The sequence below is a fragment of the Streptomyces caniscabiei genome, assembly GCF_014930365.1.
GTDB lineage: Bacteria > Actinomycetota > Actinomycetes > Streptomycetales > Streptomycetaceae > Streptomyces > Streptomyces caniscabiei.
Genome location: NZ_JABXWI010000007.1, coordinates 182944 through 208229, shown reverse-complemented (window position 1 = coordinate 208229; position 25286 = coordinate 182944). Strand labels below are relative to the sequence as shown.

Annotated in this window: 27 protein-coding genes and 4 tRNA genes; 6 read left to right on the top strand and 25 right to left on the bottom strand. The window is 70.8% G+C overall.

Going from position 1 to position 25286, the window contains the following annotated elements; genetic code table 11:
• Positions 1 to 127: 127 nt before the first annotated feature.
• The 7 genes from HW837_RS20930 to HW837_RS20900 form a co-directional block, all read right to left on the bottom strand.
• Positions 128 to 1063, bottom strand: coding sequence for an SCO4651 family lipoprotein (locus HW837_RS20930; protein ID WP_052682949.1), 936 nt, complete (start codon positions 1061 to 1063; stop codon positions 128 to 130).
• A gap of 80 nt (positions 1064 to 1143) precedes the next feature.
• Complete coding sequence (locus HW837_RS20925) at positions 1144 to 2013, bottom strand: SCO4651 family lipoprotein (RefSeq protein WP_045559439.1); 870 nt, start codon at positions 2011 to 2013, stop codon at positions 1144 to 1146.
• A gap of 204 nt (positions 2014 to 2217) precedes the next feature.
• A complete protein-coding gene (gene rplA / locus HW837_RS20920; RefSeq protein WP_033528317.1) occupies positions 2218 to 2943 on the bottom strand; it encodes a 50S ribosomal protein L1 in 726 nt (241 codons plus the stop codon).
• A gap of 99 nt (positions 2944 to 3042) precedes the next feature.
• Positions 3043 to 3477 carry a 50S ribosomal protein L11 gene (gene rplK / locus HW837_RS20915; RefSeq protein ID WP_033528316.1) on the bottom strand — a complete coding sequence of 145 codons (435 nt, stop codon included), beginning with the start codon at positions 3475 to 3477 and terminating at the stop codon, positions 3043 to 3045.
• 177 nt (positions 3478 to 3654) lie between these two features.
• The gene (gene nusG / locus HW837_RS20910) at positions 3655 to 4518 is read right to left on the bottom strand and encodes a transcription termination/antitermination protein NusG (RefSeq protein WP_045559438.1); all 864 of its coding nucleotides are present in this window, start codon (positions 4516 to 4518) and stop codon (positions 3655 to 3657) included.
• A gap of 76 nt (positions 4519 to 4594) precedes the next feature.
• Positions 4595 to 4882, bottom strand: coding sequence for a preprotein translocase subunit SecE (gene secE / locus HW837_RS20905; protein WP_033528314.1), 288 nt, complete (start codon positions 4880 to 4882; stop codon positions 4595 to 4597).
• A 114-nt stretch (positions 4883 to 4996) separates the two neighbouring features.
• Positions 4997 to 5069, bottom strand: a tRNA-Trp gene (locus HW837_RS20900).
• A 251-nt stretch (positions 5070 to 5320) separates the two neighbouring features.
• Between HW837_RS20900 and HW837_RS20895 the strand changes: the two genes are divergently transcribed.
• Both HW837_RS20895 and HW837_RS20890 read left to right on the top strand, forming a co-directional pair.
• Positions 5321 to 6547, top strand: coding sequence for a pyridoxal phosphate-dependent aminotransferase (locus HW837_RS20895; RefSeq protein ID WP_045559437.1), 1227 nt, complete (start codon positions 5321 to 5323; stop codon positions 6545 to 6547).
• A 126-nt stretch (positions 6548 to 6673) separates the two neighbouring features.
• The gene (locus HW837_RS20890) at positions 6674 to 7726 is read left to right on the top strand and encodes an adenosine deaminase (protein WP_045559436.1); all 1053 of its coding nucleotides are present in this window, start codon (positions 6674 to 6676) and stop codon (positions 7724 to 7726) included.
• A gap of 18 nt (positions 7727 to 7744) precedes the next feature.
• Here HW837_RS20890 and HW837_RS20885 read toward each other — a convergent pair whose 3' ends face one another.
• From HW837_RS20885 to HW837_RS20860, 6 genes are all read right to left on the bottom strand, one after another.
• Complete coding sequence (locus tag HW837_RS20885) at positions 7745 to 8800, bottom strand: UDP-N-acetylmuramate dehydrogenase (RefSeq protein WP_045559435.1); 1056 nt, start codon at positions 8798 to 8800, stop codon at positions 7745 to 7747.
• A gap of 74 nt (positions 8801 to 8874) precedes the next feature.
• Positions 8875 to 9303: a MaoC family dehydratase gene (locus HW837_RS20880; protein WP_045559434.1), complete on the bottom strand. Its 429-nt coding sequence runs from the start codon at positions 9301 to 9303 to the stop codon at positions 8875 to 8877.
• Between the two features lie 7 nt (positions 9304 to 9310).
• On the bottom strand, positions 9311 to 9763 hold the full coding sequence (locus tag HW837_RS20875; protein ID WP_045559433.1) for a MaoC family dehydratase N-terminal domain-containing protein: 453 nt from the start codon (positions 9761 to 9763) through the stop codon (positions 9311 to 9313).
• Positions 9764 to 9896: 133 nt separating this feature from the next.
• A complete protein-coding gene (gene rpmG / locus HW837_RS20870) occupies positions 9897 to 10061 on the bottom strand; it encodes a 50S ribosomal protein L33 (RefSeq protein ID WP_003948671.1) in 165 nt (54 codons plus the stop codon).
• Positions 10062 to 10152: 91 nt separating this feature from the next.
• Positions 10153 to 10225: transfer RNA gene (locus HW837_RS20865), tRNA-Met, on the bottom strand.
• A gap of 46 nt (positions 10226 to 10271) precedes the next feature.
• Positions 10272 to 10344: transfer RNA gene (locus HW837_RS20860), tRNA-Thr, on the bottom strand.
• A 349-nt stretch (positions 10345 to 10693) separates the two neighbouring features.
• Between HW837_RS20860 and HW837_RS20855 the strand changes: the two genes are divergently transcribed.
• Positions 10694 to 11962 (top strand): amidohydrolase family protein, encoded by a 1269-nt coding sequence (locus HW837_RS20855; protein WP_045559432.1) that lies wholly within the window; start codon positions 10694 to 10696, stop codon positions 11960 to 11962.
• A 237-nt stretch (positions 11963 to 12199) separates the two neighbouring features.
• On the opposite strand, the gene HW837_RS20850 is transcribed toward HW837_RS20855, so the two are convergent.
• Positions 12200 to 13276 carry a hypothetical protein gene (locus HW837_RS20850; RefSeq protein ID WP_234442633.1) on the bottom strand — a complete coding sequence of 359 codons (1077 nt, stop codon included), beginning with the start codon at positions 13274 to 13276 and terminating at the stop codon, positions 12200 to 12202.
• Positions 13277 to 13408: 132 nt separating this feature from the next.
• On the opposite strand from HW837_RS20850, the gene HW837_RS20845 reads away from it, so the two are divergent.
• Positions 13409 to 14065, top strand: coding sequence for an SDR family oxidoreductase (locus HW837_RS20845; protein ID WP_045559430.1), 657 nt, complete (start codon positions 13409 to 13411; stop codon positions 14063 to 14065).
• A gap of 16 nt (positions 14066 to 14081) precedes the next feature.
• Here the strand turns inward: HW837_RS20845 and HW837_RS20840 are convergent, their stop codons facing one another.
• Together HW837_RS20840 and HW837_RS20835 are read right to left on the bottom strand one after the other, a co-directional pair.
• Positions 14082 to 14288, bottom strand: coding sequence for a hypothetical protein (locus tag HW837_RS20840; RefSeq protein WP_045559605.1), 207 nt, complete (start codon positions 14286 to 14288; stop codon positions 14082 to 14084).
• A 99-nt stretch (positions 14289 to 14387) separates the two neighbouring features.
• A tRNA-Tyr gene (locus HW837_RS20835) sits at positions 14388 to 14469 on the bottom strand.
• Positions 14470 to 14635: 166 nt separating this feature from the next.
• Between HW837_RS20835 and HW837_RS20830 the strand changes: the two genes are divergently transcribed.
• Positions 14636 to 15124 (top strand): YajQ family cyclic di-GMP-binding protein, encoded by a 489-nt coding sequence (locus HW837_RS20830; protein WP_045559414.1) that lies wholly within the window; start codon positions 14636 to 14638, stop codon positions 15122 to 15124.
• 86 nt (positions 15125 to 15210) lie between these two features.
• On the opposite strand, the gene HW837_RS20825 is transcribed toward HW837_RS20830, so the two are convergent.
• Positions 15211 to 15477, bottom strand: coding sequence for a GlsB/YeaQ/YmgE family stress response membrane protein (locus HW837_RS20825; RefSeq protein WP_045559601.1), 267 nt, complete (start codon positions 15475 to 15477; stop codon positions 15211 to 15213).
• A 175-nt stretch (positions 15478 to 15652) separates the two neighbouring features.
• Here HW837_RS20825 and HW837_RS20820 point away from each other — a divergent pair, with 175 nt between their 5' ends.
• Positions 15653 to 16933 (top strand): APC family permease, encoded by a 1281-nt coding sequence (locus HW837_RS20820; RefSeq protein WP_193380530.1) that lies wholly within the window; start codon positions 15653 to 15655, stop codon positions 16931 to 16933.
• Between the two features lie 58 nt (positions 16934 to 16991).
• On the opposite strand, the gene HW837_RS20815 is transcribed toward HW837_RS20820, so the two are convergent.
• The 8 genes from HW837_RS20815 to HW837_RS20780 form a co-directional block, all read right to left on the bottom strand.
• The gene (locus HW837_RS20815) at positions 16992 to 17393 is read right to left on the bottom strand and encodes a YccF domain-containing protein (protein ID WP_045559412.1); all 402 of its coding nucleotides are present in this window, start codon (positions 17391 to 17393) and stop codon (positions 16992 to 16994) included.
• Positions 17390 to 18253, bottom strand: coding sequence for a zinc metalloprotease HtpX (gene htpX, locus HW837_RS20810; protein ID WP_045559411.1), 864 nt, complete (start codon positions 18251 to 18253; stop codon positions 17390 to 17392). The genes HW837_RS20815 and htpX overlap by 4 nt, the downstream gene beginning before the upstream one ends.
• Before the next feature lie 215 nt (positions 18254 to 18468).
• Positions 18469 to 20055 (bottom strand): NADH-quinone oxidoreductase subunit N, encoded by a 1587-nt coding sequence (locus tag HW837_RS20805; protein WP_371271415.1) that lies wholly within the window; start codon positions 20053 to 20055, stop codon positions 18469 to 18471.
• On the bottom strand, positions 20052 to 21659 hold the full coding sequence (locus HW837_RS20800; protein ID WP_045559409.1) for a complex I subunit 4 family protein: 1608 nt from the start codon (positions 21657 to 21659) through the stop codon (positions 20052 to 20054). Before HW837_RS20800 ends, HW837_RS20805 begins: the two co-directional genes overlap by 4 nt.
• A 6-nt stretch (positions 21660 to 21665) precedes the next feature.
• On the bottom strand, positions 21666 to 23672 hold the full coding sequence (locus HW837_RS20795) for an NADH-quinone oxidoreductase subunit 5 family protein (RefSeq protein ID WP_045559408.1): 2007 nt from the start codon (positions 23670 to 23672) through the stop codon (positions 21666 to 21668).
• A complete protein-coding gene (gene nuoK, locus HW837_RS20790) occupies positions 23669 to 24073 on the bottom strand; it encodes an NADH-quinone oxidoreductase subunit NuoK (RefSeq protein WP_045559407.1) in 405 nt (134 codons plus the stop codon). Before nuoK ends, HW837_RS20795 begins: the two co-directional genes overlap by 4 nt.
• Entirely contained in the window at positions 24073 to 24720 is a 648-nt protein-coding gene (locus tag HW837_RS20785) for an NADH-quinone oxidoreductase subunit J family protein (RefSeq protein ID WP_193380529.1), read from the bottom strand. The genes nuoK and HW837_RS20785 overlap by 1 nt, the downstream gene beginning before the upstream one ends.
• A complete protein-coding gene (locus HW837_RS20780) occupies positions 24717 to 25286 on the bottom strand; it encodes a NuoI/complex I 23 kDa subunit family protein (protein ID WP_045559405.1) in 570 nt (189 codons plus the stop codon). Before HW837_RS20780 ends, HW837_RS20785 begins: the two co-directional genes overlap by 4 nt.

Genomic DNA, 25286 nt, shown 5'->3' with positions numbered 1-25286 from the left:
TTCAGCGGATCCTTCGGCCACCGCACCCTCTTGCAAGCGCACGGCAACGACCAGCGGTCTTTGGCTTCTCCGGAAGATTAGATGACACACGACGTGTCAAGCAAATCCGCTCCCCAAAGGCCGCGGCTCAGCCGGATCCGGGCCGGCCCGCCACCTCGTCGAGGTCCACGGTGTCGTCGGCCGCCGGGGGCTCGACGGACACGGACGGGTCGACGGCCAGGAAGGTGACGGTCATGTCGAGGGGACCGGTGTCGACCCAGCGCCCCTTCTTGTCCAGTGTGCTGGTCTCCCCGCGCAGCCGGAACTGTCTGGTCCCGCCGTCCTCGTCGACCCAGAGCTCCATGGTGAGCGCGCTCCCGACCTTCAGGCCCAGCGCCCTGAACTGGTCGAAGCTGTTGGTCGCGAGGTCCCATGCCTTCTTGCCCTTGGCGGTTCCCTGGGCCGTCCTCAGCCCCTTGGCCGTGACCGTGCCCCGATAGCGGGTGGTGCGGGTGCCGTCCACCGTCTCGGTGCCGGCCTCCCGCAGGTCCTCGGCGCCGTTCAGGATCGTGGACTGCACCAGCGGGCTGCCCTCCAGCTGCCGGGGCAGGACCCGATAGGACTGGTTGTCCACGCTGAGGCCGCCCCACGCGGCCGGTGCCGCCCGGAGCCAGTGCCTGCCGGCGGTCTCCACCCCCACGAGCCCGGCGGCGCCGAGAGTTGCCTCGTCCAGCTCGGTGTACATGGCCTTGTCCACGAAGCGGATCTCGACGGAGCCCTCCTCGCTCGCCCCCAGCCCGGTCACTTCCATGCGCAGCACGGACGGCCGCACACCCATGGACGCCTCGGCCCGCACCTTCCCGTGCCCGGGCAGCGTGCCCCTCACCCGGTACCGCAGCGACGTGACGTCCGTCGTCCGCTCGGCGGCCCGGGCCACGGCCTCGGCGGGCGTCTTCGGCTCCGCCTCGGCCCGCGCCTCCGTGCCGCAGGCGGTGGCCCCGCCGAGCAGCGCGGCCACGACGGCGACGCCGACGGCCCCGCGACGATGTACGGAGCCTACGGAGCCGTACGCGGCAAACCTCATATGTCCCCCTGGTCCCTCACGACCCACCTCTGTGGGACGGCTGGACACTAGCGCCGCCCGGGTGTGGCTGTCCTGCGAATTCAGCTCGTCGGCAGGTTCCTCATCAGGTCCTTGTAGTCGACCGTCTCGGCGGCCGGCGGCTCGTCGGTGGAGACGTCGACGCCGTAGTCGCTGTAGTGGACCGTGGAGTTCACCGTGCCGTTCGCGGTGTCGGCCTTCTCGACCTTCTTGACCAGCAGATGGTCGTCGTCGATCCAGAGGTCGATGTCGACGGTGGTGATGCCGGACGCGGCGAGCTGCTCCTCCAGTCGGGCCCGCATCTCCTCGCCGAGGTTCGCGTTCCGCTCCTGGAGGTCGGCGACGTCCACGGCGCCGGAGTAGTGCGCGGTCCGCTCCCCGCGCACGTCCTCCTCGCCGACCTTCTCGACGTCGCCGGAGGCCAGCAGGAGCCGGACGGACTGGTTCGGTGTGACGCTCTTGAAGTGCTCCTGCACATAGGCGCCGGAGGCCCCGCCGATCATCTCGTCCATGTCCTCGTACGCGTACCTGATCCACCGCTTGCCGCCGTACCGCCCGGCGAACAGGTCGCCCATGTCCGCGTAGTAGGCGTCGGGCAGATAGCGGGCCTCGGTCGAGGTGATGCCGAGGGAGCGCATCTGCTCGGCCGCCTGTCCGCCGGTGTAGGTGATGGTCATGGTGCCGTCGAGGCCGTCGGCCCAGTCGACCACGCCGTCCGCCTCGATGGACATCAGCCCGCCCAGGTCGCCGGTGGACTCGATCCTCGACGAGTCCGCGTCACGGGTCGACGCGTCCGCGAGCTTCAGCGCCGCGAACGGATCGCCCCCGTCGCCCTCGCCCGAGCCCGAGGAGCCGCAGGCCACCACCCCCGTCAGCGCGGCCACCACCGCGAACGACACAGCCGTACGGCGACACATGGTCGTCCTGGTCATCCGTCCCCACCCCCCAGGGAGATTCACCGTCCTCCACACACCAGGGCAGCACAGTGGCGCGGGTATGCCCACCCGTACGCCGGAAAGACCCGCACGAAGCCCGTATGTCCCTGTGCCGAAAAGGGACGAGCCCCGCACCTCGAAAGGTGCGGGGCTCGTCCTCGGGCTGTGCGTCCGCGACGCGGCTGCCGGTGAGCGTCAGGCTCAGACGGCGGCCGGGTCCTCCTCGACGAGGAGGTTGCGGGTGCGGTTGGAGTCGATCGGAATGCCGGGGCCGATCGTGGTGCTGATCGCGGCCTTCTTGATGTAGCGACCCTTCGCGGCCGACGGCTTCAGACGGAGGATCTCCTCCAGCGCCGCGGCGTAGTTCTCCACCAGCTTGGTGTCGTCGAACGACGTCTTGCCGATGATGAAGTGCAGGTTCGAGTGCTTGTCGACGCGGAACTCGATCTTGCCGCCCTTGATGTCGTTGACGGCCTTCACGACATCCGGGGTCACGGTGCCGGTCTTGGGGTTCGGCATGAGACCACGGGGACCGAGCACGCGGCCGAGGCGGCCGACCTTGCCCATGAGGTCCGGGGTGGCGACGACGGCGTCGAAGTCCAGGCGGCCCTTCGCCACCTCGTCGATCAGTTCGTCGGAGCCGACGATGTCGGCGCCGGCGGCGGTCGCGGCCTCGGCACGGTCACCGGTCGCGAAGACCAGGACCCGGGCGGTCTTACCGGTGCCGTGCGGGAGGTTCACGGTGCCACGAACCATCTGGTCGGCCTTGCGCGGGTCGACACCCAGACGGAAGGCGACCTCGACGGTGCCGTCGAACTTGGAGGTGGAGGTCTCCTTGGCGAGACGGACGGCCTCGAGCGGGGCGTAGAGCTTGTCCCGGTCGACCTTGGCGTCCGCAGCGCGGAGAGCCTTGCTGCGCTTGCTCACAACTGCTCCTGTGTGTTCTGAAAGGAGTCGTGGTGTACGGGCCGAGCAGGCCCTACCACGTGCGGCTGCGTGAGCCGCATGGTTCTACGAAGGTGGGGTTCAGCCCTCGACCGTGACGCCCATGGAACGCGCGGTACCGGCGATGATCTTCGCGGCGGCGTCCAGGTCGTTGGCGTTGAGGTCGGGCATCTTCGTCGTGGCGATCTCGCGGACCTGCGCCTCGGTGATCTTGGCGACCTTGGTCTTGTGCGGCTCGCCGGAGCCCTTCTCGATACCCGCGGCCTTGAGGATCATCTTGGCGGCCGGGGGCGTCTTGGTGACGAAGGTGAAGGAGCGGTCCTCGTAGACCGTGATCTCCACCGGGATGACCCACCCGCGCTGCGACTCGGTCGCGGCGTTGTAGGCCTTGCAGAACTCCATGATGTTGACGCCGTGCTGACCGAGCGCGGGGCCGACCGGCGGAGCCGGGTTGGCCGCGCCGGCCTGGATCTGGAGCTTGATGAGCCCCGTGACCTTCTTCTTCTTGGGAGGCATTACTCTCCGGGTCCTTTCGATTCGAGTGCGCCCTCATCCGGTTCGCGGCCAGATGAAGGCATACCGCACAACGATAGCGGGTATAGATGCGCGGCTAAAAACCGAGCAGGTCAGACAAGCTGCGGACAGCTCGCCCGACCTGGTCGGAAGCGTGGGTTTGCGTAGCTCCGAAGAGACTCAGTTCTTCTGGATCTGGTCGAACGACAGCTCGACCGGAGTCTCGCGGCCGAAGATCTCCACGAGGCCCTTGACCTTCTTCGAGTCCGCGTTGATCTCGTTGATGGTCGCCTGGAGCGTGGCGAACGGGCCGTCCGTGACGGTGACCGAGTCGCCGACCTCGAAGTCCAGCACCTGGACCTCGACCTTGCGGGCGGGAGCCGGCTTGCCCTCGGCCTCGGCGGCCTCGCGGGCGGCCTTCTCCTCGGCCTCCGGCGCGAGCATCTTGACGATCTCGTCCAGGGTCAGCGGGTACGGGTCGTAGGCGTTGCCCACGAAGCCGGTGACGCCGGGGGTGTTGCGGACGACGCCCCAGGACTCGTTCGTCAGGTCCATGCGGACAAGAACGTATCCGGGGAGCTTGTTCTGGCGGATCGTCTTGCGCTCGCCGTTCTTGATCTGCGCGACCTCTTCCTGCGGCACCTCGGCCTGGAAGATGAAGTCCTCGACGTTCAGCGAGACGGCACGCTGTTCGAGGTTGGTCTTCACGCGGTTCTCGTAACCGGCGTACGTGTGGATGACGTACCACTCACCGGGCAGGGTGCGCAGTTCCTCACGAAGGGCCTCGACGGGGTCGACCGGCTCGGTCTCCTCCTCGACGGCCTCGTCGGCCGCCTCGTCCTCGTCGGCGTCCGCTTCGTCGGAGTCGTCCTCGACGTGCAGGGCCTCTTCCTCGGCCGGCTCCCCCGCCTCGGCCTCGGCAGCCTCGAACTCGTCGACGTCGTCCTCGGAGTCCGCGCCCTCGACGATGTCGAGTTCGTCGTCCACGGACTCGGCACCTTCACCGCGAGGCTCCATGGCGTCCTTCAGGTTCGGGTCAGACACGTGGCTGCTTCTTCCTGGATCATGGGGGTGGAACACGCGAAAGGGGCGCCAGGTAACGGCGCCCTTCGCTCTCGGCTCAGCCGAAGACGTACTTGGCGGCCTTGTCGAGGCCGAAGTCAATCACAGTGACGAGACCGATCATGATGACGACGAAGACGATGACCACCGTGGTGTAGGTCGTCAGCTGGGAGCGGGTCGGCCAGACGACCTTCCGCAGCTCCGCGACGATCTGGCGGTAGAAGAGCGCGAGGCGCTTCAGCGGGCCCTTCTTGGCACGCTTGCCGCCCTTGCGGGTCTTCTTCTTGTCCTCGGGCACCTCGTCCTGGGCATCAGGCGTGTCGATGGAGCCCACGGCGTCCGTCATTCATCCTCACCTGATTCCGGTCCGGGTCGTGGCCGTGCCGCGCCCGGTCTGAGCCGCACGGCGGAACATTGCTGTACGTACATGCGCACACATCCTGGCGTGAGGAGTGTGTAGCAGGGCCGGAGGGACTTGAACCCCCAACCGCTGGTTTTGGAGACCAGTGCTCTACCAATTGAGCTACGACCCTTTGCGGTTCTCCCCCAACGTACCGCATCCGACCGAGTGCTCGGTGTGCACCTGGAGGGCGCGGCCGGTGAAGGCCAACGAGGAGAGAGCATACGTGGTCCGAGGCCTGTCGTCGAACAGAAAGCGTCCGCAGGGGCGTTGCTCGTCGAAGATCGACTGTTTCCGGCCGCGGATACGGACGGTTGTTCCTTTGCTGTTCAGTCTGTGAAACCCGCGTGCCCGGCGCGTTTCCTGTCTGAAACGATGGGGTCCATGAGCGCTGCAACCCCTCCCACCGAGCGCCGGGTCTCCGCGCGCATCGGCGCGATCTCCGAGTCCGCCACCCTCGCCGTGGACGCCAAGGCCAAGGCCCTCAAGGCCGCCGGGCGCCCGGTGATCGGCTTCGGCGCCGGTGAGCCCGACTTCCCGACCCCGGACTACATCGTCGAGGCGGCCGTCGAGGCCTGCAAGAACCCGAAGTACCACCGCTACACGCCGGCCGGTGGTCTGCCCGAGCTGAAGGCCGCGATCGCCGCGAAGACCCTGCGCGACTCCGGCTACGAGGTCGACGCGTCGCAGGTCCTCGTCACCAACGGCGGCAAGCAGGCCATCTACGAGGCGTTCGCCGCGATCCTCGACCCGGGCGACGAGGTCATCGTCCCGGCGCCGTACTGGACGACGTACCCGGAGTCGATCCGTCTCGCCGGCGGTGTCCCGGTCGAGGTCGTCGCCGACGAGACCACGGGCTACCGGGTCTCCGTCGAGCAGCTGGAGGCGGCCCGCACCGAGAACACGAAGGTGCTCCTCTTCGTCTCCCCCTCCAACCCGACCGGCGCGGTCTACACGCGCGCGCAGGTCGAGGAGATCGGCCGCTGGGCCGCCGAGAAGGGCCTGTGGGTCCTGACCGACGAGATCTACGAGCACCTGGTCTACGGGGACGCCGAGTTCCACTCGCTGCCGGTGGTCGTCCCCGAGCTGGCCGACAAGACCATCGTGGTCAACGGTGTCGCGAAGACGTACGCGATGACCGGCTGGCGCGTGGGCTGGGTCATCGGCCCCAAGGACGTCGTCAAGGCCGCGACCAACCTCCAGTCGCACGCCACGTCGAACGTCTCCAACGTGGCGCAGGTGGCCGCGCTGGCCGCCGTCTCCGGCGACCTGTCGGCCGTCGAGAAGATGAAGGAGGCCTTCGACCGCCGCCGCAAGACGATCGTGCGGATGCTCAACGAGATCGACGGTGTGTTCTGCCCGGAGCCCGAGGGCGCGTTCTACGCCTACCCGTCGGTGAAGGAGCTGATCGGCAAGGAGATCCGCGGCAAGCGCCCCCAGGACACGGTCGAGCTGGCCGCGCTGATCCTGGAGGAGGCCGAGGTCGCGGTCGTCCCCGGCGAGGCCTTCGGCACCCCCGGCTATCTGCGTCTGTCGTACGCCCTGGGTGACGAGGATCTCGTCGAGGGCGTCTCCCGCATCCAGAAGCTGCTGGCGGAGGCCACGGACTGAGGTCCAGAGCCCGCGAGGGGACCACACACGGATTTCCCGGTGTGGTCCCCTCTTCATTTGTGCGAGCAAGACCACGTTCGAGGATTCCGCTTCCGGGACGGCACGGGCGTGCGGCAGGATCGGGCGATGGAGCGTGTACGTGATCTCTCTGAACTGCCCAAGGCCCATCTGCATCTGCACTTCACCGGGTCGATGCGGCCCACGACCGTGCTGGAGCTCGCCGACAAGTACGGGGTCCGCCTGCCCGACGCGCTGACGGAGGCGCTGACCAGCGGGGAACCGCCGCGGCTGCGGGCTACGGACGAGCGAGGGTGGTTCCGGTTCCAGCGGCTGTACGACGCGGCGCGCAGTTGCGTCAGGCAGCCCGACGACATCCAGCGGCTGGTGCGAGAGGCCGCGGAGGAGGATGTGCGGGACGGTTCGGGCTGGCTGGAGATCCAGGTGGACCCGACGTCGTACGCGCCCCGGCTGGGCGGGCTGATCCCGGCGCTGGAGGTCATCCTGGACGCCGTCGACACGACGGCGCGGGAGACCGGGCTCGGGATGCGGGTGCTGGTGGCGGCGAACCGGATGAAGCACCCGCTGGACGCGCGCACGCTGGCCCGCCTCGCGGTGCGGTACGCGGACCGGGGTGTGGTCGGGTTCGGGCTCTCCAACGACGAACGCCGGGGCATGGCACGGGACTTCGACCGGGCGTTCGCGATCGCCCGCGAGGGGGGCCTGCTGTCAGCGCCGCACGGTGGTGAGCTGACCGGGCCGTCGTCGGTGCGGGACTGCCTGGACGATCTGCACGCCTCCCGGATCGGGCACGGGGTGCGTGCGGCGGAGGATCCGCGGCTGCTGAAGCGGCTCGCGGACCGCCAGATCACCTGCGAGGTGTGCCCGGCCTCGAACGTGGCTCTCGGTGTCTACGAGAAACACGGGGACGTCCCGCTACGGACGCTGTTCGAGGCCGGTGTGCCGCTGGCGCTCGGCGCGGACGACCCGCTGCTGTTCGGCTCGCGCCTCGCGGCCCAGTACGAGATCGCCCGCCGCCACCACGGCTTCACGGACGCGGAGTTGGCGGAGCTGGCCCGGCAGTCGATCCGGGCGTCGGCGGCCCCGGAGCTGGAGCGGAACAAGCTGCTGTCCGGCGTGGACGACTGGCTCGCCCGCCCGGCCGAGGCCGACGCGTCCTAGACGCCTCCTAGACGCGTCCTAGAGGCTGACGCCGACCGTCACCGGCTCGTTGACCAAGGTGATGCCGAAGACCTCGCGCACCCCGGTGACGACCTCGCGGGCGAGGGTGAGCAGGTCCTCGGTGGTGGCGGCGCCCCGGTTGGTGAGGGCCAGGGTGTGCTTGGTGGAGATCCGGGCGGGGCCGGCGCCGTAGCCCTTGGTGAAGCCCGCCTTGTCGATCAGCCAGGCGGCGGAGGTCTTGGTGTGGCCGTCGCCGGCGGGGTAGGCGGGCGGGGCGACGTCGTCCCCGAGCTGCTCGCGCACGCGCGCGTGGAACGCGGCGAACTGCTCGTCGGTGAGGATCGGGTTGGTGAAGAACGATCCGGCGGACCAGGTGTCGTGGTCCTCGGGGTCGAGCACCATGCCCTTCCCGGCGCGCAGCTTCAGCACGGTCTCGCGGGCGTCGGCGAGGGGTACCCGGTCGCCGGGTTCGACGCCGAGGGTGCGGGCCGTCTCGGCGTACTTGATCGGCCCCGACAGGCCGCCCGCGTCCTCCAGTTCGAACCGGACCCGCAGGACGACGTACCGCTCGGGCTCGTCCTTGAAGCGGCTGTGGCGGTACGAGAAGGCGCACTCGGTGTTGGGGACGGTGACCGTCTCGCGGGTGCGGCGGTCGTAGGCGACGACCTCGGTGATGGTGGAGGCGACCTCCTGGCCGTACGCCCCGACGTTCTGGATCGGAGTGGCGCCGGCGGAGCCGGGGATGCCGGCCAGGCACTCGACCCCGGCGAGCCCGGCCTCGACGGTCCGGGCGACGGCGTCGGTCCACACCTCGCCGGCGGCCAGCTCCAGCCGCGTCCCGTCGAGCGCGAAGCCCTTCGTGGCGATGACCAGCGCGGTTCCGGCGAAGCCCTGGTCCCCGATCACCAGGTTGGAGCCGCCCCCGATGAGCAGCAGCGGCGTACCGGTGTCGTCGGCCTCGCGGACGGCGGCGACGACCTCGTCGTCGGTGGTCGCGGTGATCAGCCGTCGCGCGGGCCCGCCCAGCCGGAAGGTGGTCAGCGGGGCGAGGGGGGCGTCGTGGAGTTCCTGCACGGGCTCAAGAGTACGAGACCCCCGCACCCGGGAGGGGCGGGGGACCGTGGGGTGCGGCTGGGCCGCGGGGGCCGTCAGGCCAGTCGTACGACCGCCCGGGACATGCCGAGGACCTTCAGGCCGCCGCTCATGGCCGTGAGGTCGACGCGGACGGTGTTGTCGTCGAGCTTGGCGCCGACCTTGGCGCTGACCTCGATGGTGGCGCCCTCGTCGTCGTTGGGGACGACGACGGGCTTGGTGAAGCGGACGCCGTACTCGACGACCGCGCCCGGGTCGCCGGTCCAGTCGGTGACGACACGGATCGCCTCGGCCATGGTGAACATGCCGTGCGCGATGACGTCCGGGAGGCCGACCTCCTTGGCGAACTTCTCGTTCCAGTGGATCGGGTTGAAGTCGCCGGAGGCACCCGCGTACCGGACGAGGGTGGCGCGGGTCACGTCGAAGGACTGGGCGGGCAGTTCGGTGCCGACCTCGACGTCGTCGTAGGAGATCTTCGCGGTCATCGGGTTCTCACGCCTCCTCGGCCGCGCGGGCCACGAGCTTGGTCCAGGCGGTCACGACGTGTTCGCCGGACTCGTCGTGGACCTCGCCGCGGATGTCCAGGACGTCGTTGCCCGCCAGGGACTTGATCGACTCGATGGTCGAGGTGACGGTGAGGCGGTCACCGGCGCGCACGGGGCGCTTGTGGGCGAACTTCTGGTCGCCGTGCACCACCCGGCTGTAGTCGAGGCCCAGCTGGGGGTCCTGGACGACCTGTCCCGCGGCCTTGAACGTGATCGAGAACACGAAGGTCGGCGGGGCGATCACATCGGCGTACCCGAGCGCCTTGGCCGCCTCGGGGTCCGTGTAGACGGGGTTGGCGTCCCCCACGGCCTCCGCGAACTCGCGGATCTTCTCCCGGCCGACCTCGTAGGGGTCGGTGGGCGGGTAGGTACGCCCCACGAAGGACTGGTCGAGCGCCATGGGCTCGGCACCTCCTGGTTGCTGCGGATACGGCGGTACTGCCGGCACCGGCGGGTACTGGCCGGTACTGGTCGATGGAACGACACGAGGCCGCCCCCGATCACTCGGGGACGGCCTCGCGTACGAGCCTGATTTATCGCGTTTCGCGGTGCGCGGTGTGCGCGTTGCAACGCGGGCAGTGCTTCTTCATCTCCAGTCGGTCCGGGTTGTTACGCCGGTTCTTCTTGGTGATGTAGTTCCGCTCCTTGCACTCCACGCAGGCCAGCGTGATCTTCGGGCGGACGTCGGTGGCAGCCACGTGAGTGCTCCTTGACGAACGGATGGGACAGGGTTTAACGCATAGAAGAGTAGCCGATCGAAGGACCGACCCCGCAATCGGCTACTGTCAGTAGCGGTGACCGGACTTGAACCGGTGACACAGCGATTATGAGCCGCTTGCTCTACCGACTGAGCTACACCGCTGTGATGCGATCGGATCCCGCCTCGCGACGGGAACCTTTCACACCAGAGCCCCAATACGGAATCGAACCGTAGACCTTCTCCTTACCATGGAGACGCTCTGCCGACTGAGCTATTGGGGCGAGCGATGAAGACATTACACGCCCCACGGCCGATCGCCCAAATCCGTTTCCCGGCCCGCATCCATGGCCTCTCCATGGCCCGTTCACGGAGCGTCCGTGGGTCGCCGACGGCGCTCACCGGAGCCGCCCGGGAGCCGTCGTCCGTCCCGTTTCCGCAGGCCGCACGGGCCTCACCCGCACCACCGTTCCCGGCTCTCCCGGCAGTCCCTCCGGCGCGTCCCGGCCGTCTCCCCGCCGTCCCCCGACAGGTGAACCGCGCCGGTACGACTATTGCGCTCCTCCGCGACGAGGGCGGGCGGCCCGCCTAGGCTCGACTCACTCTGCGTGATCTTGTAGCCCCAGGAGCGCGATGCCCGACAGCCAGCCGCAGCCGTCCCCCTCCTCCTCCGGCCCGCCCTCGGGCCCGGACGAGACCGGCGCCCTGCTGCTGTGCGGGGCGCGACTGACCGACGGCCGGGTGGTGGACGTCCGGCTGGGCGGCGGGCGGATCGAGGCGGTCGGCACGGCGGGCAGTCTGAGCCCCGGGCCCGCCGCGTCGGGGGCGTCCGCCACCCGGGTGGACCTCGGCGGCCATCTGCTGCTGCCGGCCCCCGTCGAGCCGCACGCGCACGGCGACACGGCCCTGTCGGCCGACTTCGAGGGACCCGTCCCGTACGACGACGCGGACGTCCAACGCCGGGCCACCGAGGCCGCGCTGCTGCAACTCGGGCACGGCGCCACGGCGTTGCGCTCGCACGTCCACGTGGGCGGCGTGCAGGGGCTCGGCGCACTGGCGGCGGTGCTCCGGGCCCGGCGGTCGCTGCGCGGCCTCGTCGAGGTGACGACGGTGGCGATGCCCCGGGTGCTGACCGGGGTGGCCGGGGCGGACGGGCTCGCGATCCTGCGGGACGCGGTGAAGATGGGCGCCTCGGTGGTCGGTGGCTGCCCGGACCTGGACCCCGATCCCACCGGCTACGTGGAGGCGGTCCTGGAGATCGCCTCCGAGCACGACTGCCCGGTCGACCTGCACACCGACGGCGACGACCCGGCCCGGCTCGCGCGGCTCGCGGCCATGGCTGGCGGTCTGCGGCCCGGCGTGACGCTCGGCCCGTGCGGCGGTCTCGCCCGCCTGCCCTCCCAGGCCGCCGGCCGCGCCGCCGACCAGCTCGCGGCGGCCGGGGTCACCGTCGTCTGCCTCCCCCAGGGCGGTTGCGGCACCGTGGACCGCCGGGGCACCGCGCCCGTACGGCTGCTGCGCGCGGCCGGCGTACGCGTCGCGGCGGGCAGCGGGGCGTTGCGGGACATGTCGAACCCGGTCGGCCGCGGGGACCCCCTGGAGGCGGCGTACCTGCTGGCCTCCCGGTACGGGCTGCGGCCCGAGGAGGCGTACGACACCGTCAGCGGGGCCGCGCGCGCCGCGCTGGGGCTGCCCGAGGTCCGCGTCGAGGCCGGTTTCCCCGCCGAGCTGCTCGCCGTGCGGGGTGCGCGGCTCGCGGGCGCGCTGTCCCTGGCGTACAGCCGGATCGTCGTGCACCGGGGGCGCGTCGTGGCGCGCACCAGCGCGGTACGCGAGTACTGCGGCTCGGCGACGGGCGCGACACCGGACCTGCCTCGGCAGGGGCGGGGGGAGCCGTCCTGAGGGGGGCCTGAGGGGCGCCTGAGGGGGCGGGTGTGGGTGGGGTGAGCCGGGTGGTGGTGAGAGGCGCGGGGGCGTGCGAGGCGCGAGTGCGCGCGAGGACGTGCACGGGGGCGTGTGGGCGGGCTCGCTTCGGGGTGGCCGGGCGGGCACGCGTCGGCAGGACCGGGCGGGCACGCGCGCGTGCGTCTGTTTGTGCTGGTGCTGCACGCGCGCGTACCCGGGACGGACCGCCGTGGGTCAGACGTTGAACACCCCGCCGCCGAACGGGCCGCCGAACTCCTCGACCGGGATCTCGGAGGCGCCCTTGGGCGCGCTGATGTCGCCGGCCTTGCCGAAGGTGAGGACGAGGGGGGCCTTGGCACCCTTCGCGTCCTCGGCGAGGACCGCGAGGTCGGTCTCGATGCGGGTGAGGTCGCCGTTCTTGAGGGTGAAGTCGACCGCGACCTTCTTGTTCGGGGCGTCCTTCATGTCCTCGCCCGTGGGGAGTTCGGCGCCCGGCGGAAGGTCGCCCTTGAGGGGCTGGAGCTTGTCGATGACTCCGGTGAGCAGGTCGCGGAAGTTGGCCTTGGCGGTGATGACCTCGGTGCCGTCCCCGTCGTTCTTCGTCTTGAAGTCGACCTCGCGGGCGACGACTCCGCGGACGGCGTCGAGGATCTTCTTCTGGGTCTTGGCGTCGAGTTCGTCGGAGCCGTCCGCGCCGGAACCGGCACCCGCGTCCTCGGCGGCGTCCTGGAGGTCGGCCGTGTTGACCTTGACCCAGTCGCCCTCCAGGACCGGCCGCAAGTGCTGCTTGTCCTCGGGGAGTTCGTCGAGTTCGTCGGCGGTCGGGAAGGGCATGCCCATCGCGTCGCCGATGGCCTGCATGTCGGCGCGGTAGTACGTGTAGTCGCCGACCATCCGGTACTCGGCGAACACACCGTCCTCGCCCGAGATCTTCACGCCCATACCGGCGACGTCCTTCTCACCGGACTCGGCCAGCGGCTTCTTCGACCTGACCGACACGTCGACGCGCAGTCCGGTGAAGAACTCCGCCATCTCCGGCGGCACTTCCTCGCTGTCCTCGCCCATCAGCGCGACGAGGTCGTCCGGGTCGGCGTCGAGCCGCATGCCGAAGGCCAGCGACTTCTGCTCGCCCAGCTGTTCGACGGCGTTGTCGATCTTCTGGCCCGCGGTCAGGTTCTGCACGGTGCCGCAGGCGGCCACCGTGACGAGCACGGCCGCGGCGCAGCCGACCCCGGTGAAGGCCCGGCGGGCCACGGGCGCACCCGCGACGGAGGCGCGCTTCATGGACGTTCGTACGACGGTCGTAGGCATGGCTCTACGCATGACGGTGATGGGTCCCCCCGTGATATCCACGCTCGCCGGTACGGCGAACATGACTGAGACACCCGGGGCGGCCTAATGGTTGCGCGGCAAACGCGTCCCGTCGGGCGTACGGTCGGAAACATGCGCATTGTCATCGCTGGAGGTCATGGTCAGATCGCGCTGCGGCTGGAGCGGTTGCTCGCCGCGCGCGGTGACGAGGTCGCGGGGATCATCCGCCGCGCCGAACAGACGGACGATCTGCGCGCGGCCGGTGCCGAACCGGTGCTGTGCGATCTGGAGTCGGCGTCGGTGGAGGAGGTCGCCGCGCATCTGCAGGGCGCGGACGCCGCCGTGTTCGCGGCGGGCGCCGGTCCGGGCAGCGGAACGGCCCGCAAGGACACGGTCGACCGCGGGGCGGCGGTCCTGTTCGCGGACGCCGCGGTACGGACGGGCGTACGACGGCACCTGGTCGTCTCGTCGATGGGGGCGGACCCGGAGCACGAGGGTGACGACGTCTTCGACGTGTACCAGCGGGCGAAGGGCCAGGCCGATGCGTATGTGCGCGGCCTGGACGCCCTGGACTGGACGATCCTGCGGCCCGGCATGCTGACCGACGACGCGGGCACGGGCCTGGTGCGTCTGGAGGCGTCCACCGGTCGGGGTCCGATCCCCCGCGACGACGTGGCCGCGACGCTGGTCGAACTCCTCGACACCCCCGCCACGGCCGGCCTGACCCTGGAACTGATCAGCGGCTCGACGCCGGTGTCGGTGGCGGTGAAGTCGGTGGCGGGCAACTGACAGGTGCGGGCCCCGGTCAGAACAGGGGGAGCTGACCGGGGAACTCGGGCACCACGAAGCCGTCGAGCGCGGGCTGTGCCGCCCCGATCAGGGCCGGCCTGCGCGACCCGGGACACGACACGAGTTCCCCGCTCGCCCCCGGTGGATCGTGCCGCGCGAACCGCCCCGCCACGACGGCGATCTCACGACGACACTCGGGGCAGTTCCTGCGACGCGATGACATGCAGTCAGTGTGCCGGGCCGCCGACACCGACCACCGAATCCGCACACGAAGAAGCCCCTCCCGACTGCTCTCACAGTCCGGAAGGGGCTTCCCTCCACGTGGCGGCGCCAGGATTCGAACCTGGGTAGGCTAAGCCGACGGATTTACAGTCCGCTCCCATTGGCCACTCGGGCACACCGCCTGGGATTCGTCGTCCTTCGAACCGCTTTTCGGCGGTGCTCCGGGGCGACGTCGTAAACGATACCTGATGCCCAGGGGTGCTTCGCCACCTGATTGATCAGTGCTCTCGGGGGCGGGGTGGCTAGGCTTGTCGCCTCCCGATACACCGATACAAGGAGCCACAGGACATGGCCGACTCCAGTTTCGACATCGTCTCGAAGGTCGAGCGGCAGGAGGTCGACAACGCCCTCAACCAGGCCGCCAAGGAGATCTCGCAGCGCTACGACTTCAAGGGCGTCGGCGCCTCGATCTCGTGGTCCGGCGAGAAGATCCTCATGGAGGCGAACAGCGAGGACCGGGTGAAGGCCATCCTCGACGTCTTCCAGTCCAAGCTGATCAAGCGCGGGATCTCTTTGAAGTCGCTGGACGCGGGTGAGCCGCAGCTGTCCGGCAAGGAGTACAAGATCTTCGCGTCGATCGAGGAGGGCATCTCCCAGGAGAACGCCAAGAAGGTGGCGAAGATCATTCGTGACGAGGGTCCCAAGGGCGTCAAGGCCCAGGTCCAGGGCGACGAGCTCCGCGTCAGCTCCAAGAGCCGCGACGACCTCCAGACCGTGATCTCCCTGCTCAAGGGCAAGGACTTCGACTTCGCGGTGCAGTTCGTCAACTACCGGTGATGAGCGGTAGGTAGGGCCCGTACGACGAGGGGTGGGCGCCGGGCGGGGTCGCCTGGCGCCCACCCCTCTGTGCGGGTGAGGCGTGGTCAGCGGCGGGAGTGGCCGAACAGGATGCGGTAGGCGATCAGCAGGACCAGGGAACCGCCGATCGCGGCCGCCCAGGTGGCGCCGTCGTAGAAGTTCTCGGAGATCGGGTGGTCCAGCCAGCGGGCGGAGATCCAGCCGCCGATGAAGGCGCCCGTGACGCCGATGAGGGTCGTGCCGATGAAGCCGCCCGGGTCCCGGCCCGGCAGCAGGAACTTGGCGATGGCCCCGGCCAACAGCCCCAGAACGATCCAGCCGATGATGCTCATGCCGTGCACCTGCCCTTTCGTGCCGTACCCGTGCGGTACCTGTGCTGTGTTTCCCCCCACAGCGGCCGTGCGCCCGGCCGTGTCTGTCGTGCCTGTCGTGTCTGTCCTGCCCTTGTTGTCCGGGAGGACGTCCGCATGACACCTGGTGGTTGCGCTGATCAGTAGGGTGCGGCGCATGACACAAGGCGGATCGGGCGCCGGGCTGCGCCGCACGCTCGGGGTCGGCGACGCGGTCGTCGTCGGGCTCGGGGCGATGGTCGGCGCGGGCATCTTCGCGGCGCTGGGCCCGGCGGCGCGCGCGGCCGGGTCGGGTCTGCTGCTCGGGCTCGGGATCGCCGCCGTGGTCGCGTACTGCAACGCGATGTCGTCGGCGCGGCTGGCGGCCGTGTATCCGGCATCGGGCGGCACCTATGTGTACGGCCGCGAGCGGCTCGGGGAGTTCTGGGGGTATCTGGCCGGCTGGGCGTTCGTCGTCGGCAAGACGGCCTCGTGCGCGGCGATGGCGCTGACCGTGGGGGCGTACGTGTGGCCGGGGCAGGCGCACGCCGTCGCGGTGGCGGCCGTGGTGGCGCTGACGGCCGTGAACTACGGCGGTGTGCAGAAGTCGGCCTGGCTCACGCGGGCGATCGTGGCCGTCGTACTGGCCGTCCTCGCCGCCGTCGTGGTGGTGTGCCTCGGGTCCGCCGAGGCCGACGCCGGGCGGCTGGACATCGGGACGTCCGGCGGCCTGGGTGGCGTGCTCCAGGCGGCCGGGCTGCTGTTCTTCGCGTTCGCCGGGTACGCGCGGATCGCGACCCTGGGTGAGGAGGTACGGGATCCGGCGCGCACCATCCCGCGTGCGATCCCCCTCGCGCTGGGCATCGCGCTGGTCGTGTACGCGGCGGTGGCGGTCGCCGCGCTCGCCGTGCTGGGGTCCGGTGGGCTGGGGGCGGCCTCGGCGCCGCTGGCCGACGCCGTACGGGCGGCTGGGGTGCCCGGGATGGTGCCCGTGGTGCGGGTGGGGGCCGCCGTGGCCGCGCTCGGGTCGCTGCTGGCGCTGATCCTGGGGGTCTCCCGCACGACCCTCGCGATGGCCCGGGACCGGCATCTGCCCGGCGCGCTCGCCGCCGTGCACCCCCGCTTCCAGGTGCCGCACCGGGCGGAGCTGGCCGTCGGTGCCGTGGTGGCCGTGCTCGCCGCCACGGTCGACGTGCGGGGCGCGATCGGGTTCTCGTCGTTCGGTGTCCTCGCGTACTACGCGGTCGCCAACGCGTCCGCCTGGACGCTGAGTTCGGCGCCCGTCGCCCGGGTGGTGCCGGTGGTGGGCCTCGCCGGGTGCGCTGTCCTGGCGTTCTCGCTGCCCGCGTCCTCGGTGGGCGCGGGGGCGGCCGCACTGGGCCTGGGGGCGGCCGTGTACGGCGTACGGCGGCTCGGTCGGCGCGCGGGGAAGGACCGCGCGCCGACCGCGCCGCGCTAGGTGTATTGACCCGCAGGGGTGTTCACGCGGCCTGACGGCGAAAACCGTCGGGCAGGCCTCAGTAGGCGCGTGACGGGGCGAACGGCTGGTCGGAGCGGACGATCTCGCGGCCCAGGGGCATCAGCGAGACCGGGACCAGCTTGAAGTTGGCGATGCCGAAGGGGATGCCGATGATCGTGACGCACAGGACGAGGCCGGTGAAGATGTGCGTCAGCGCCAGCCACCAGCCCGCCAGGACCAGCCACAGGATGTTGCCCAGGCAGGAGGGCGCGCCCGCGTCACGGCGCTCGACGGCGCTGTACCCGAAGGGCCACAGGGCGTAGACCCCGATGCGGAACGACGCGATCCCGAACGGGATGCCGATGATCGTGATGCACAGAAGCAACCCTGCGAACAGATAGCCGAGGAAGAGCCAGAAGCCGCTGAGGATCAGCCAGATGATGTTCAGTACGGTCTTCACTGCGGGGGACCTGCCATCTTCTCGAGTCGGGCGATGCGTTCCGCCATCGGCGGGTGTGTCGAGAACATCTTGGAGAATCCCCGGCCCGGCCGGAAGGGGTTCGCGATCATCATGTGGCTCGCGGTCTCGATCCGGGGCTCGGGGGGCAGCGGAAGCTGCTTCGTACCCGTTTCCAGTTTGCGAAGGGCGCTGGCGAGGGCAAGTGGATCACCGGTGAGCTGGGCGCCGGAGGCGTCCGCCTCGTACTCCCGGGAACGGCTGATCGCGAGCTGGATGAGGGACGCAGCGAGGGGGCCCAGGATCATGATCAGCAGCATGCCGAGGAGGCCGGGGCCGTCGTCGTCGTCCGAGCGGCCGACGGGGATCAGCCAGGCGAAGTTCACCAGGAACATGATCACGGAGGCGAGGGCGCCGGCGACCGACGAGATGAGGATGTCGCGGTTGTAGACATGGCTCAGCTCGTGGCCGATGACACCGCGCAGCTCGCGCTCGTCGAGCAGGCGGAGGATGCCGTCGGTGCAGCACACGGCCGCGTTGCGCGGGTTGCGGCCGGTCGCGAAGGCGTTCGGGGCGTCCGTCGGGGAGATGTACAGGCGCGGCATCGGCTGGCGGGCCTGCATGGAGAGCTCGCGGACCATGCGGTAGAGCGCCGGCGCCTCGAACTCGCTGACCGGGCGGGCGCGCATCGCGCGTAGAGCCAGCTTGTCGCTGTTCCAGTACGCGTAGGCGTTCGTGCCGAGGGCGACGACGACCGCGATGATCAGGCCCGTACGGCCGAAGAGGCTTCCGATGACGATGATGAGTGCGGACAGTCCCCCGAGGAGTACGGCGGTCCTGAGCCCGTTGTGCCGGCGGTGCACGGTACGCCCTCCAGGTCGTGCGGCAGGGGAACCCTTTGCTCGCTGATGCTGTCGACTCCACTTCTCAGTGGACCCTCCCGCATGGGTCAACGCCAGGCGGGGAGCGCGAGTTCCCTGGTGCGCGCGGCCCGGCCGGGGGCCGCGCGGGTGAGGGCGGGGGGACCGGGCGGGTGAGGGCCGGGGTGCCGGGCGGGTGAGGGCGGGGCCGCGGTGCGCTAGAAGAGGCCGAGGTCGGCGAAGCGCAGGATGAGCTGGGGGGCGCCGGACAGGGCCACGGCGACGATGCCGGTGAGGACGAGGGCCAGGGTGAGCGGGGCGGGGACGCGGTGCGGTGCGGGTGCGCCGGCGGTGTCGCCCTCGGGGGCGCGGAACAGCAGGGCCGTCCACTGGAGGTAGTAGAAGAGGGCGATCACCACGTTGACGGCCATCACGACGGCGAGCCAGCCGAGGCCCGCGTCCACGGCCGCCGAGAAGACGGTGACCTTGGCGAACAAGCCGATGATGCCCGGCGGCAGTCCGGCGAGGCAGAGCAGGAAGAAGGCCAGGAGCAGCGCGGACAGGGGGCTCGACGCGTAGAGGCCCCGGTAGTCGGCGAGCCGGTTCAGGGGCTTCGTACGGCCGACGAGGGCGGCCACGGCGAAGGCGCCGAGGTTCACGGCGGCGTACATCAGGGCGTAGGCGACGGTGGAGCCGACGGCCTTCTCGGCGTCGGCGGTGTCGTCGGCGTAGGCCGCCGCCGCGATCGGGACGAGGAGGTAGCCGGCCTGGCCGACGGAGGACCAGGCGAGCAGCCGGACCGCGCTGTACGCGCGCGTGGCGCCCTGTCTCAGGGCGCCGAGGTTGCCGACGGTCATGGTGAGGGCGGCCAGCACGGCGAGGGCGGGGCCCCAGACGTCGGCGTACGACGGGAGGGCGACGACGGTGACGAGGATCAGCCCGGAGAAGCCGACCGCCTTGCCGACCACGGAGAGGTAGGCGGCGACGGGCAGGGGGGCGCCCACGTAGGTGTCGGGGACCCAGAAGTGGAAGGGGACGGCGGCCGTCTTGAAGGCGAAGCCGACGAGGGTGAGGACGACGCCGGCCTGGGTGAGGGTGTGCAGCTGGGCGTCGACGTCCTGGACGCGGTCGGCGATCTCGGTGAGGTAGAGGGTGCCTGTCGTGGCGTAGACGAAGCTGATGCCCAGGAGGCTGACGGCGGTCGCGGTGACGGAGGACAGGAAGAACTTCAGGGCCGCCTCGGAGGACCGCCGGTCGCCCTGGCGGATGCCGACGAGGGCGAAGGCGGGCAGGGAGGCGACCTCCAGGGCGACGACGAGCGTCGCGAGGTCGCGGGACGCGGGCAGGAGCGCGGCTCCCGCCGCGGACGACAGCAGCAGGAACCAGAACTCCCCTTCGGGGAGGTTCTTCCGGTCGTCCTTGAGGGCCGTCATGGACAGCAGGGCGGCGAGGAGGGCGCCGCCGAGGACGAGGAACTGGATGACGAGGGTGAACCGGTCGGCGGTGTAGCTGCACACGCCTGGGTCGCCGGTCAGGCAGAAGGTGGCGCGGTCGGCGTCCAGGAGCGGCAGCAGGGCGAGCAGGGAGACGGCGAGTCCCGCGACGGAGACCCAGCCGAGCAGGGCCTTCCTGCGGTCGTCGGTGAACAGGTCGGCGACGAGCACGGCGAGGCCGACGACGGCCGCGACGGTCGGCGGCGCGATCGCGAGCCAGTCGACGGACTGGACGACCGACTCGGCCAGGGTCTGGGCCGCGCTCTGGGCCAGGGTCTCGGCCGGGACCGGCGGCTGGGCCAAGGGGCTCAACGGGTGCCTCCTGCGAGGAGCTGCTGCACGGCCGGGTCGGTCAGACCGAGGAGGGCCGCGGGCCAGAGGCCGGCGAGGACGGTGAGGGCGACGAGCGGGGTCCAGGCCGCGAACTCGTACGTCTGCACGTCCGCGAGGGCGTACGTCTGTTCGTCCGTGCGGCCCGGCCCCTCCTGCGGTCCCTTCGGGACGGCGCCCATGCAGACGCGGCGGACCACGATGAGCAGGTACGCGGCGGTGAGGAGCGTGCCGAACGCGGCGATCGTCATGAAGGTGAGGAAGGCCGGGCGGCTGAGGCCCTCGGCGGGCTCGAACGCGCCGAACAGGGCCAGCATCTCGCCCCAGAACCCGGCGAGTCCGGGCAGCCCGAGGGAGGCCACGGCGGCGAAGGCGAGGAGGCCGCCGAGGCGGGGCGCCCTGCCGTAGAGGGCGGCGCCGGTCTCCTGCGCGAGGGTGTCGAGGTCGGTGGTGCCGGTGCGGTCCTTCAGCGCGCCGACCAGGAAGAACAGCAGGCCGGTGATGAGGCCGTGGGCGATGTTGGCGAAGAGCGCGCCGTTCACGCCGGTCGGGGTCATCGTGGCGATGCCGAGCAGGACGAAGCCCATGTGGCCGACGGAGGAGTACGCGATCAGGCGCTTGAGGTCGCCCTTCGCGCCCTGCTGGGCGAGGGCGAGGCAGGCGAGGGAGCCGTAGATGACGCCGACGACCGCGAAGGCGGCGAGGTACGGCGCGAAGGTGCGGAAGCCGTCCGGGGTGATCGGCAGCAGGATGCGGACGAACCCGTAGGTGCCCATCTTCAGCAGGACGCCGGCCAGCAGGACCGAGCCGACGGTCGGGGCGGCGGTGTGGGCGTCCGGCAGCCAGCTGTGCAGCGGCCACATCGGGGTCTTGACCGCGAGCCCGATCCCGATCGACAGAACGGCGATGACCTGCACGGATGTGGTCAGCGCGGAGTGATTGTCAGTGGCGAGTGCCACCATGTCGAATGTGCCCGCCTTGATTCCGATCAGGAGCAGGCCCAGCAGCATGACCACGGAACCGAGCAGGGTGTAGAGGATGAACTTCCAGGCGGCCCGCGTGCGTTGCTCACCGCCCCAGCGGGCGATGAGGAAGTACATCGGGATGAGCACCGTCTCGAACGCCAGGAAGAACAGCAGCAGATCGAGGACGGCGAAGGTCGCGAGGGTGCCGGACTCCAGGACGAGGAGCAGGGCGACGAAGGCCTTCGGGGACGGGCCCGCGGGCATCTTGAAGTAGGAGTAGAGCGCGCAGAGGAAGGTCAGCAGCGCGGTCAGGACCAGGAGGGGGAGGGAGATGCCGTCGATGCCGAGGTGGATGCGCACGTCGAGTGCCGGGATCCAGCTGATGTCCGTGCTGGCCTGCATCTTCGACGGCTGGTCGTGGTCGAAGCCGAGCGCGAGGACGATCGCGGCGATGAGCACCGCACCGGTCACGGTGATCCCGTGGCGCAGCACGGCCTGCTCGGGTGACTTCCCCTTCAGCCCGGGCGGGGCCGGCAGGAGAGCGGCGGCGGCGCCGAGGAGCGGGCCGACGACGATCAACGCCAGAAGGACCTGCATCACGGACTCGTTGATATCGATCACGCCTGCTCACGCTCCCGTGGCGACGACGAGGGCGGCGACCACCAGGACGACGGTGCCGGCGAGCAGCGCGCTCACATAGGTCTGGACGTTGCCGGTCTGGGCCTTGCGTACGGCCGCGCCCAGCAGGCGGGGCAGGGTGCCCGCGCCGCTCACATAGGTGTCGACGACCTCGCGGTCGAGGAACCGGACGAGACGTGCGCCGGCCAGGACCGGGCGGACGAAGAGGGCCGAGTAGACGGCGTCGAGGTGGAAGCCGGCGGCGGCGTGGCGGTGCAGCGGGCCGAGCAGGAGGCGCCCCGGGTCCGCCGGGTCGGGTGCCGAGGCCACGTCGCCGTAGGCGGGGGTGTGGCTGGCGATGGCCTCCGCCTCGACGGTGCCGGCGTCCGCCTCGGGGTGGGCCGCGACCGCGCCCAGCGGTGGGTGGGCGACGGCCGTGGTGTACCGCCAGGCGGCGTACGTCGCCAGGGCGCCGATCAGGGCGGCGCCCGTGCCGAGGACGGATGTGGTGAGGGTGGGCGCCAGGTCGTCGCCGTCGAACCAGTCGGGGAGCCTGCCGTAGGCGAGGCCGCCGAGGGCGAGGGAGGGCACGGCGAGCACCCAGAGGACGACCGTCATGGTGAGCGGCTGACGGCCGTGGTCGGGGGCCTCGGTGCCCTCGCCGCGGAAGGCCAGCAGCCACAGGCGGGCGGCGTACGCGGCGGTGAGCAGGGCCGTGAGGACACCGGCGACCAGGACGGTCCAGCCGGCGGCGGCCGGGACGTGCTCTACGGGGCCGGTGAGGGTGTGGCCCGTAGCGGCGTGCTCGGCGGCTCCGAGGACGGACTCCTTGGAGAAGAAGCCGCTGAAGGGCGGGATCGCGGCGAGGGCGAGCAGCGCCACGGTCATCGTCCAGAAGGCGTCGGGGACGCGGGCGCGCAGGTGGCTCATGCGGGACATGGCGGCCAGGGAGTTGGTGCCGGACGCGTGGATGATCACGCCGGCCGCGAGGAACAGCAGCGCCTTGAAGGCGCCGTGCGAGAGGAGGTGGAAGACGGCGGCGCCACGGTCGGCGACGGCGAGGGCGCCGGTCATGTAGCCGAGCTGGCCGATCGTCGAGTAGGCGAGGACGCGCTTGATGTCGTCCTGGGCGAGGGCGGCGAGGCCCGAGCCGGCCATGGTGAGCGCGGCCATGACGGCGAGGACGACCAGGGCCGCCGCGGAGGCGGCGAAGACCGGGAGGAGACGGGCGACGAAGTAGACACCGGCGGCGACCATCGTCGCGGCGTGGATCAGCGCGGAGACGGGCGTGGGGCCCGCCATCGCGTCGGGGAGCCAGGTGTGGAGGGGGAACTGGGCCGACTTGCCGGCGACTCCGGCGAGCAGCAGGAGGGCGACGAGCGTGGGGTGGTCGAGGCCGCCGTCGGCGACGGTGGCGAGGATCCGCGTGATGCGGAACGACCCGGCGTCCGTGGCGAGGGCGAACAGACCGATCAGGAAGGGGACGTCGCCGAGCTTGGTGACCAGGAAGGCCTTCAGGGAGGCGGCGCGGGCCTCCGGGGTCTCCCAGTAGTGGCCGACCAGGAAGTACGAGCAGATGCCCATGATCTCCCAGCCGACCAGGAGCACCATCAGGTCACCGGAGTAGACGACGAGGAGCATCGCGGAGGTGAAGAGGGAGACGAGGGCGGCGTAGGAGGGATAGCGCGGGTCGTCGCGGAGGTAGCCGGTCGAGTAGATCTGCACACAGGTGGCGACCAGGCCGACCAGGACGGCGACGAGGGCGGCGAAGCCGTCGATGTACAGGGCGAGGTCGATCGGGACCGAGCCGGTCGGGGTGAGCCGGGTGGCCGCCTCGACGGCGCGGTCGCCGCCCTGGCGTACGGCGACCAGGACGGCCAGCGCGAAGGCCGTCAGGGTCGGCAGTACGGCGAGGGGGCGGACGAAGCCGGGGGCGGTGCGGCCGAGGAGCAGGCCGGCGGCGGCGCCGAGGAACGGGAGGAGGGGGACGAGGACGGCGAGGGTGGTCGTGGTCACGCGGTGGCCTCAGCCTTCTCGCTCCGCTCGGGGCGGCCGGGTTCCTCGGCTGCGGCTGGGTCTTCGGGGCCGTCGGTCTCGTGGCCCTCGGCGGTGTCGCGGAGCTTGTCGATGTCGGCGGTGCCTCGGTTGCGGTGGACCGCGAGGACGATCGCCAGGCCGATGCCGATCTCGGCGGCGGCGATGGTGATCGTGAACAGGGTCAGGGCCTGGCCGGAGTGCAGGGTCTCCTCGGCGGTCCTGCTGAGCCAGACGTCGAAGGCGACGAGGTTGAGGTTGACCGCGTTGAGCATCAGCTCGACGGACATCAGGACGAGGATCGCGTTGCGGCGGGCGAGGACGCCGTACAGGCCCGTGCAGAAGAGGAGGGCGGAGAGCACGACGGGATAGGCGAGGTGCATCAGCTTGCGCCTCCCTTCGCTGACTCGGGTCCAGTGGGGTCGGTGGGGGCCTTGGGCGCGTGGGGGGCCTTCGACGTGCGGGTGGCTTTCGGGTCGGTGGGGGACGCGTCCGCTTTCGCCTTGCGGGAGAGGACGATCGCGCCGACCAGGGCCGCCAGCAGGAGGACGGAGAGCGCCTCGAAGGGGAGGACCCAGTGCCGGAAGAGGCTCTCGCCGGTGGCCTTCGTGGAGCCGGCGGCCGGGCCGTCCAGGTCGATCCAGGTGGCGCGGAAGGCGTCGACGACGACCCAGACGAGGGCGGCGGCCGAGGCGACGGCCACGGTGAGGGCGGCCCAGCGGTTGCCGGAGTCGGCGTCCGGGGAGCGGCCGATGGGGGCCTTGGTGAGCATCAGTCCGAAGAGGAGGAGGACGACGACGGAACCGACGTAGATGAGGACCTGCACCCAGGCGATGAACTCGGCGGTGAGCAGGAGGTACTCGACGGCGAGGCCGCCGAGCGCCACCACCAGCCACAGGGCGGCGTGCACCAGCTGCCGGGTGGTGACGGTGACGAGCGCGGCGCCGAAGGTGACGAGGCCGACGAGAACGAAGGCGATCTCGACGCCGGTCGGGGAGAGGAAGCCCTGTGGTGCCTGGGTGAGGGTCATGGGGCTTCTCCCTCGGGGGCGGCCGGCTCTGCCTCGGCGGCCTGGGCGGTCGCCAGTTTCTCGGCGGTCTTGCGGGCGGCGGCCAGTTCCTTGGGTTCCTCGGCGGCGGGGTCGAGGGCCGGTGGCGAGGGGACGGTCCACATCCACTCGCGGAGCTTGTCGCGCTCGTGGGTGAGTTCGTGGATGTCGGTCTCCGCGTACTCGAACTCCGGGGACCAGAAGAGGGCGTCGAAGGGGCAGACCTCGATGCAGATACCGCAGTACATGCAGAGGGAGAAGTCGATGGCGAAACGGTCCAGGACGTTGCGGCTGCGCTCACGGCCGCCGGGGGCGGCGGGCGGGACGGTCTCCTTGTGGGAGTCGATGTAGATGCACCAGTCCGGGCACTCGCGGGCGCACAGCATGCAGACCGTGCAGTTCTCCTCGAAGAGCCCGATGACGCCTCGGGTGCGGGGCGGCAGCTCCGGCTGGACGTCCGGGTACTGCTCGGTGACGGTCTTGCGCGTCATCGTGCGCAGGGTGACGGCCAGACCCTTGGCGAGGCCGCTGCCGGGGATGGGGGCCAT

Coding starts and splice junctions, on each gene's coding strand:
- HW837_RS20840 (WP_045559605.1), bottom strand. CDS start 14,288: ATGTCATCGCGTCGCAGGAACTGCCCCGAGTGTCGTCGTGAGATCGCC.
- HW837_RS20855 (WP_045559432.1), top strand. CDS start 10,694: ATGCCCGACAGCCAGCCGCAGCCGTCCCCCTCCTCCTCCGGCCCGCCC.
- HW837_RS20880 (WP_045559434.1), bottom strand. CDS start 9,303: ATGACCGCGAAGATCTCCTACGACGACGTCGAGGTCGGCACCGAACTG.
- HW837_RS20890 (WP_045559436.1), top strand. CDS start 6,674: ATGGAGCGTGTACGTGATCTCTCTGAACTGCCCAAGGCCCATCTGCAT.
- rplK (WP_033528316.1), bottom strand. CDS start 3,477: ATGCCTCCCAAGAAGAAGAAGGTCACGGGGCTCATCAAGCTCCAGATC.
- HW837_RS20785 (WP_193380529.1), bottom strand. CDS start 24,720: ATGACCCTCACCCAGGCACCACAGGGCTTCCTCTCCCCGACCGGCGTC.
- HW837_RS20820 (WP_193380530.1), top strand. CDS start 15,653: ATGACACAAGGCGGATCGGGCGCCGGGCTGCGCCGCACGCTCGGGGTC.
- HW837_RS20875 (WP_045559433.1), bottom strand. CDS start 9,763: ATGGCGCTCGACCAGTCCTTCGTGGGGCGTACCTACCCGCCCACCGAC.
- HW837_RS20825 (WP_045559601.1), bottom strand. CDS start 15,477: ATGAGCATCATCGGCTGGATCGTTCTGGGGCTGTTGGCCGGGGCCATC.
- secE (WP_033528314.1), bottom strand. CDS start 4,882: ATGACGGACGCCGTGGGCTCCATCGACACGCCTGATGCCCAGGACGAG.
- HW837_RS20930 (WP_052682949.1), bottom strand. CDS start 1,063: ATGAGGTTTGCCGCGTACGGCTCCGTAGGCTCCGTACATCGTCGCGGG.
- HW837_RS20830 (WP_045559414.1), top strand. CDS start 14,636: ATGGCCGACTCCAGTTTCGACATCGTCTCGAAGGTCGAGCGGCAGGAG.
- HW837_RS20780 (WP_045559405.1), bottom strand. CDS start 25,286: ATGGCCCCCATCCCCGGCAGCGGCCTCGCCAAGGGTCTGGCCGTCACC.
- HW837_RS20850 (WP_234442633.1), bottom strand. CDS start 13,276: ATGCCTACGACCGTCGTACGAACGTCCATGAAGCGCGCCTCCGTCGCG.
- HW837_RS20895 (WP_045559437.1), top strand. CDS start 5,321: ATGAGCGCTGCAACCCCTCCCACCGAGCGCCGGGTCTCCGCGCGCATC.
- HW837_RS20925 (WP_045559439.1), bottom strand. CDS start 2,013: ATGACCAGGACGACCATGTGTCGCCGTACGGCTGTGTCGTTCGCGGTG.
- nuoK (WP_045559407.1), bottom strand. CDS start 24,073: ATGCACCTCGCCTATCCCGTCGTGCTCTCCGCCCTCCTCTTCTGCACG.
- HW837_RS20845 (WP_045559430.1), top strand. CDS start 13,409: ATGCGCATTGTCATCGCTGGAGGTCATGGTCAGATCGCGCTGCGGCTG.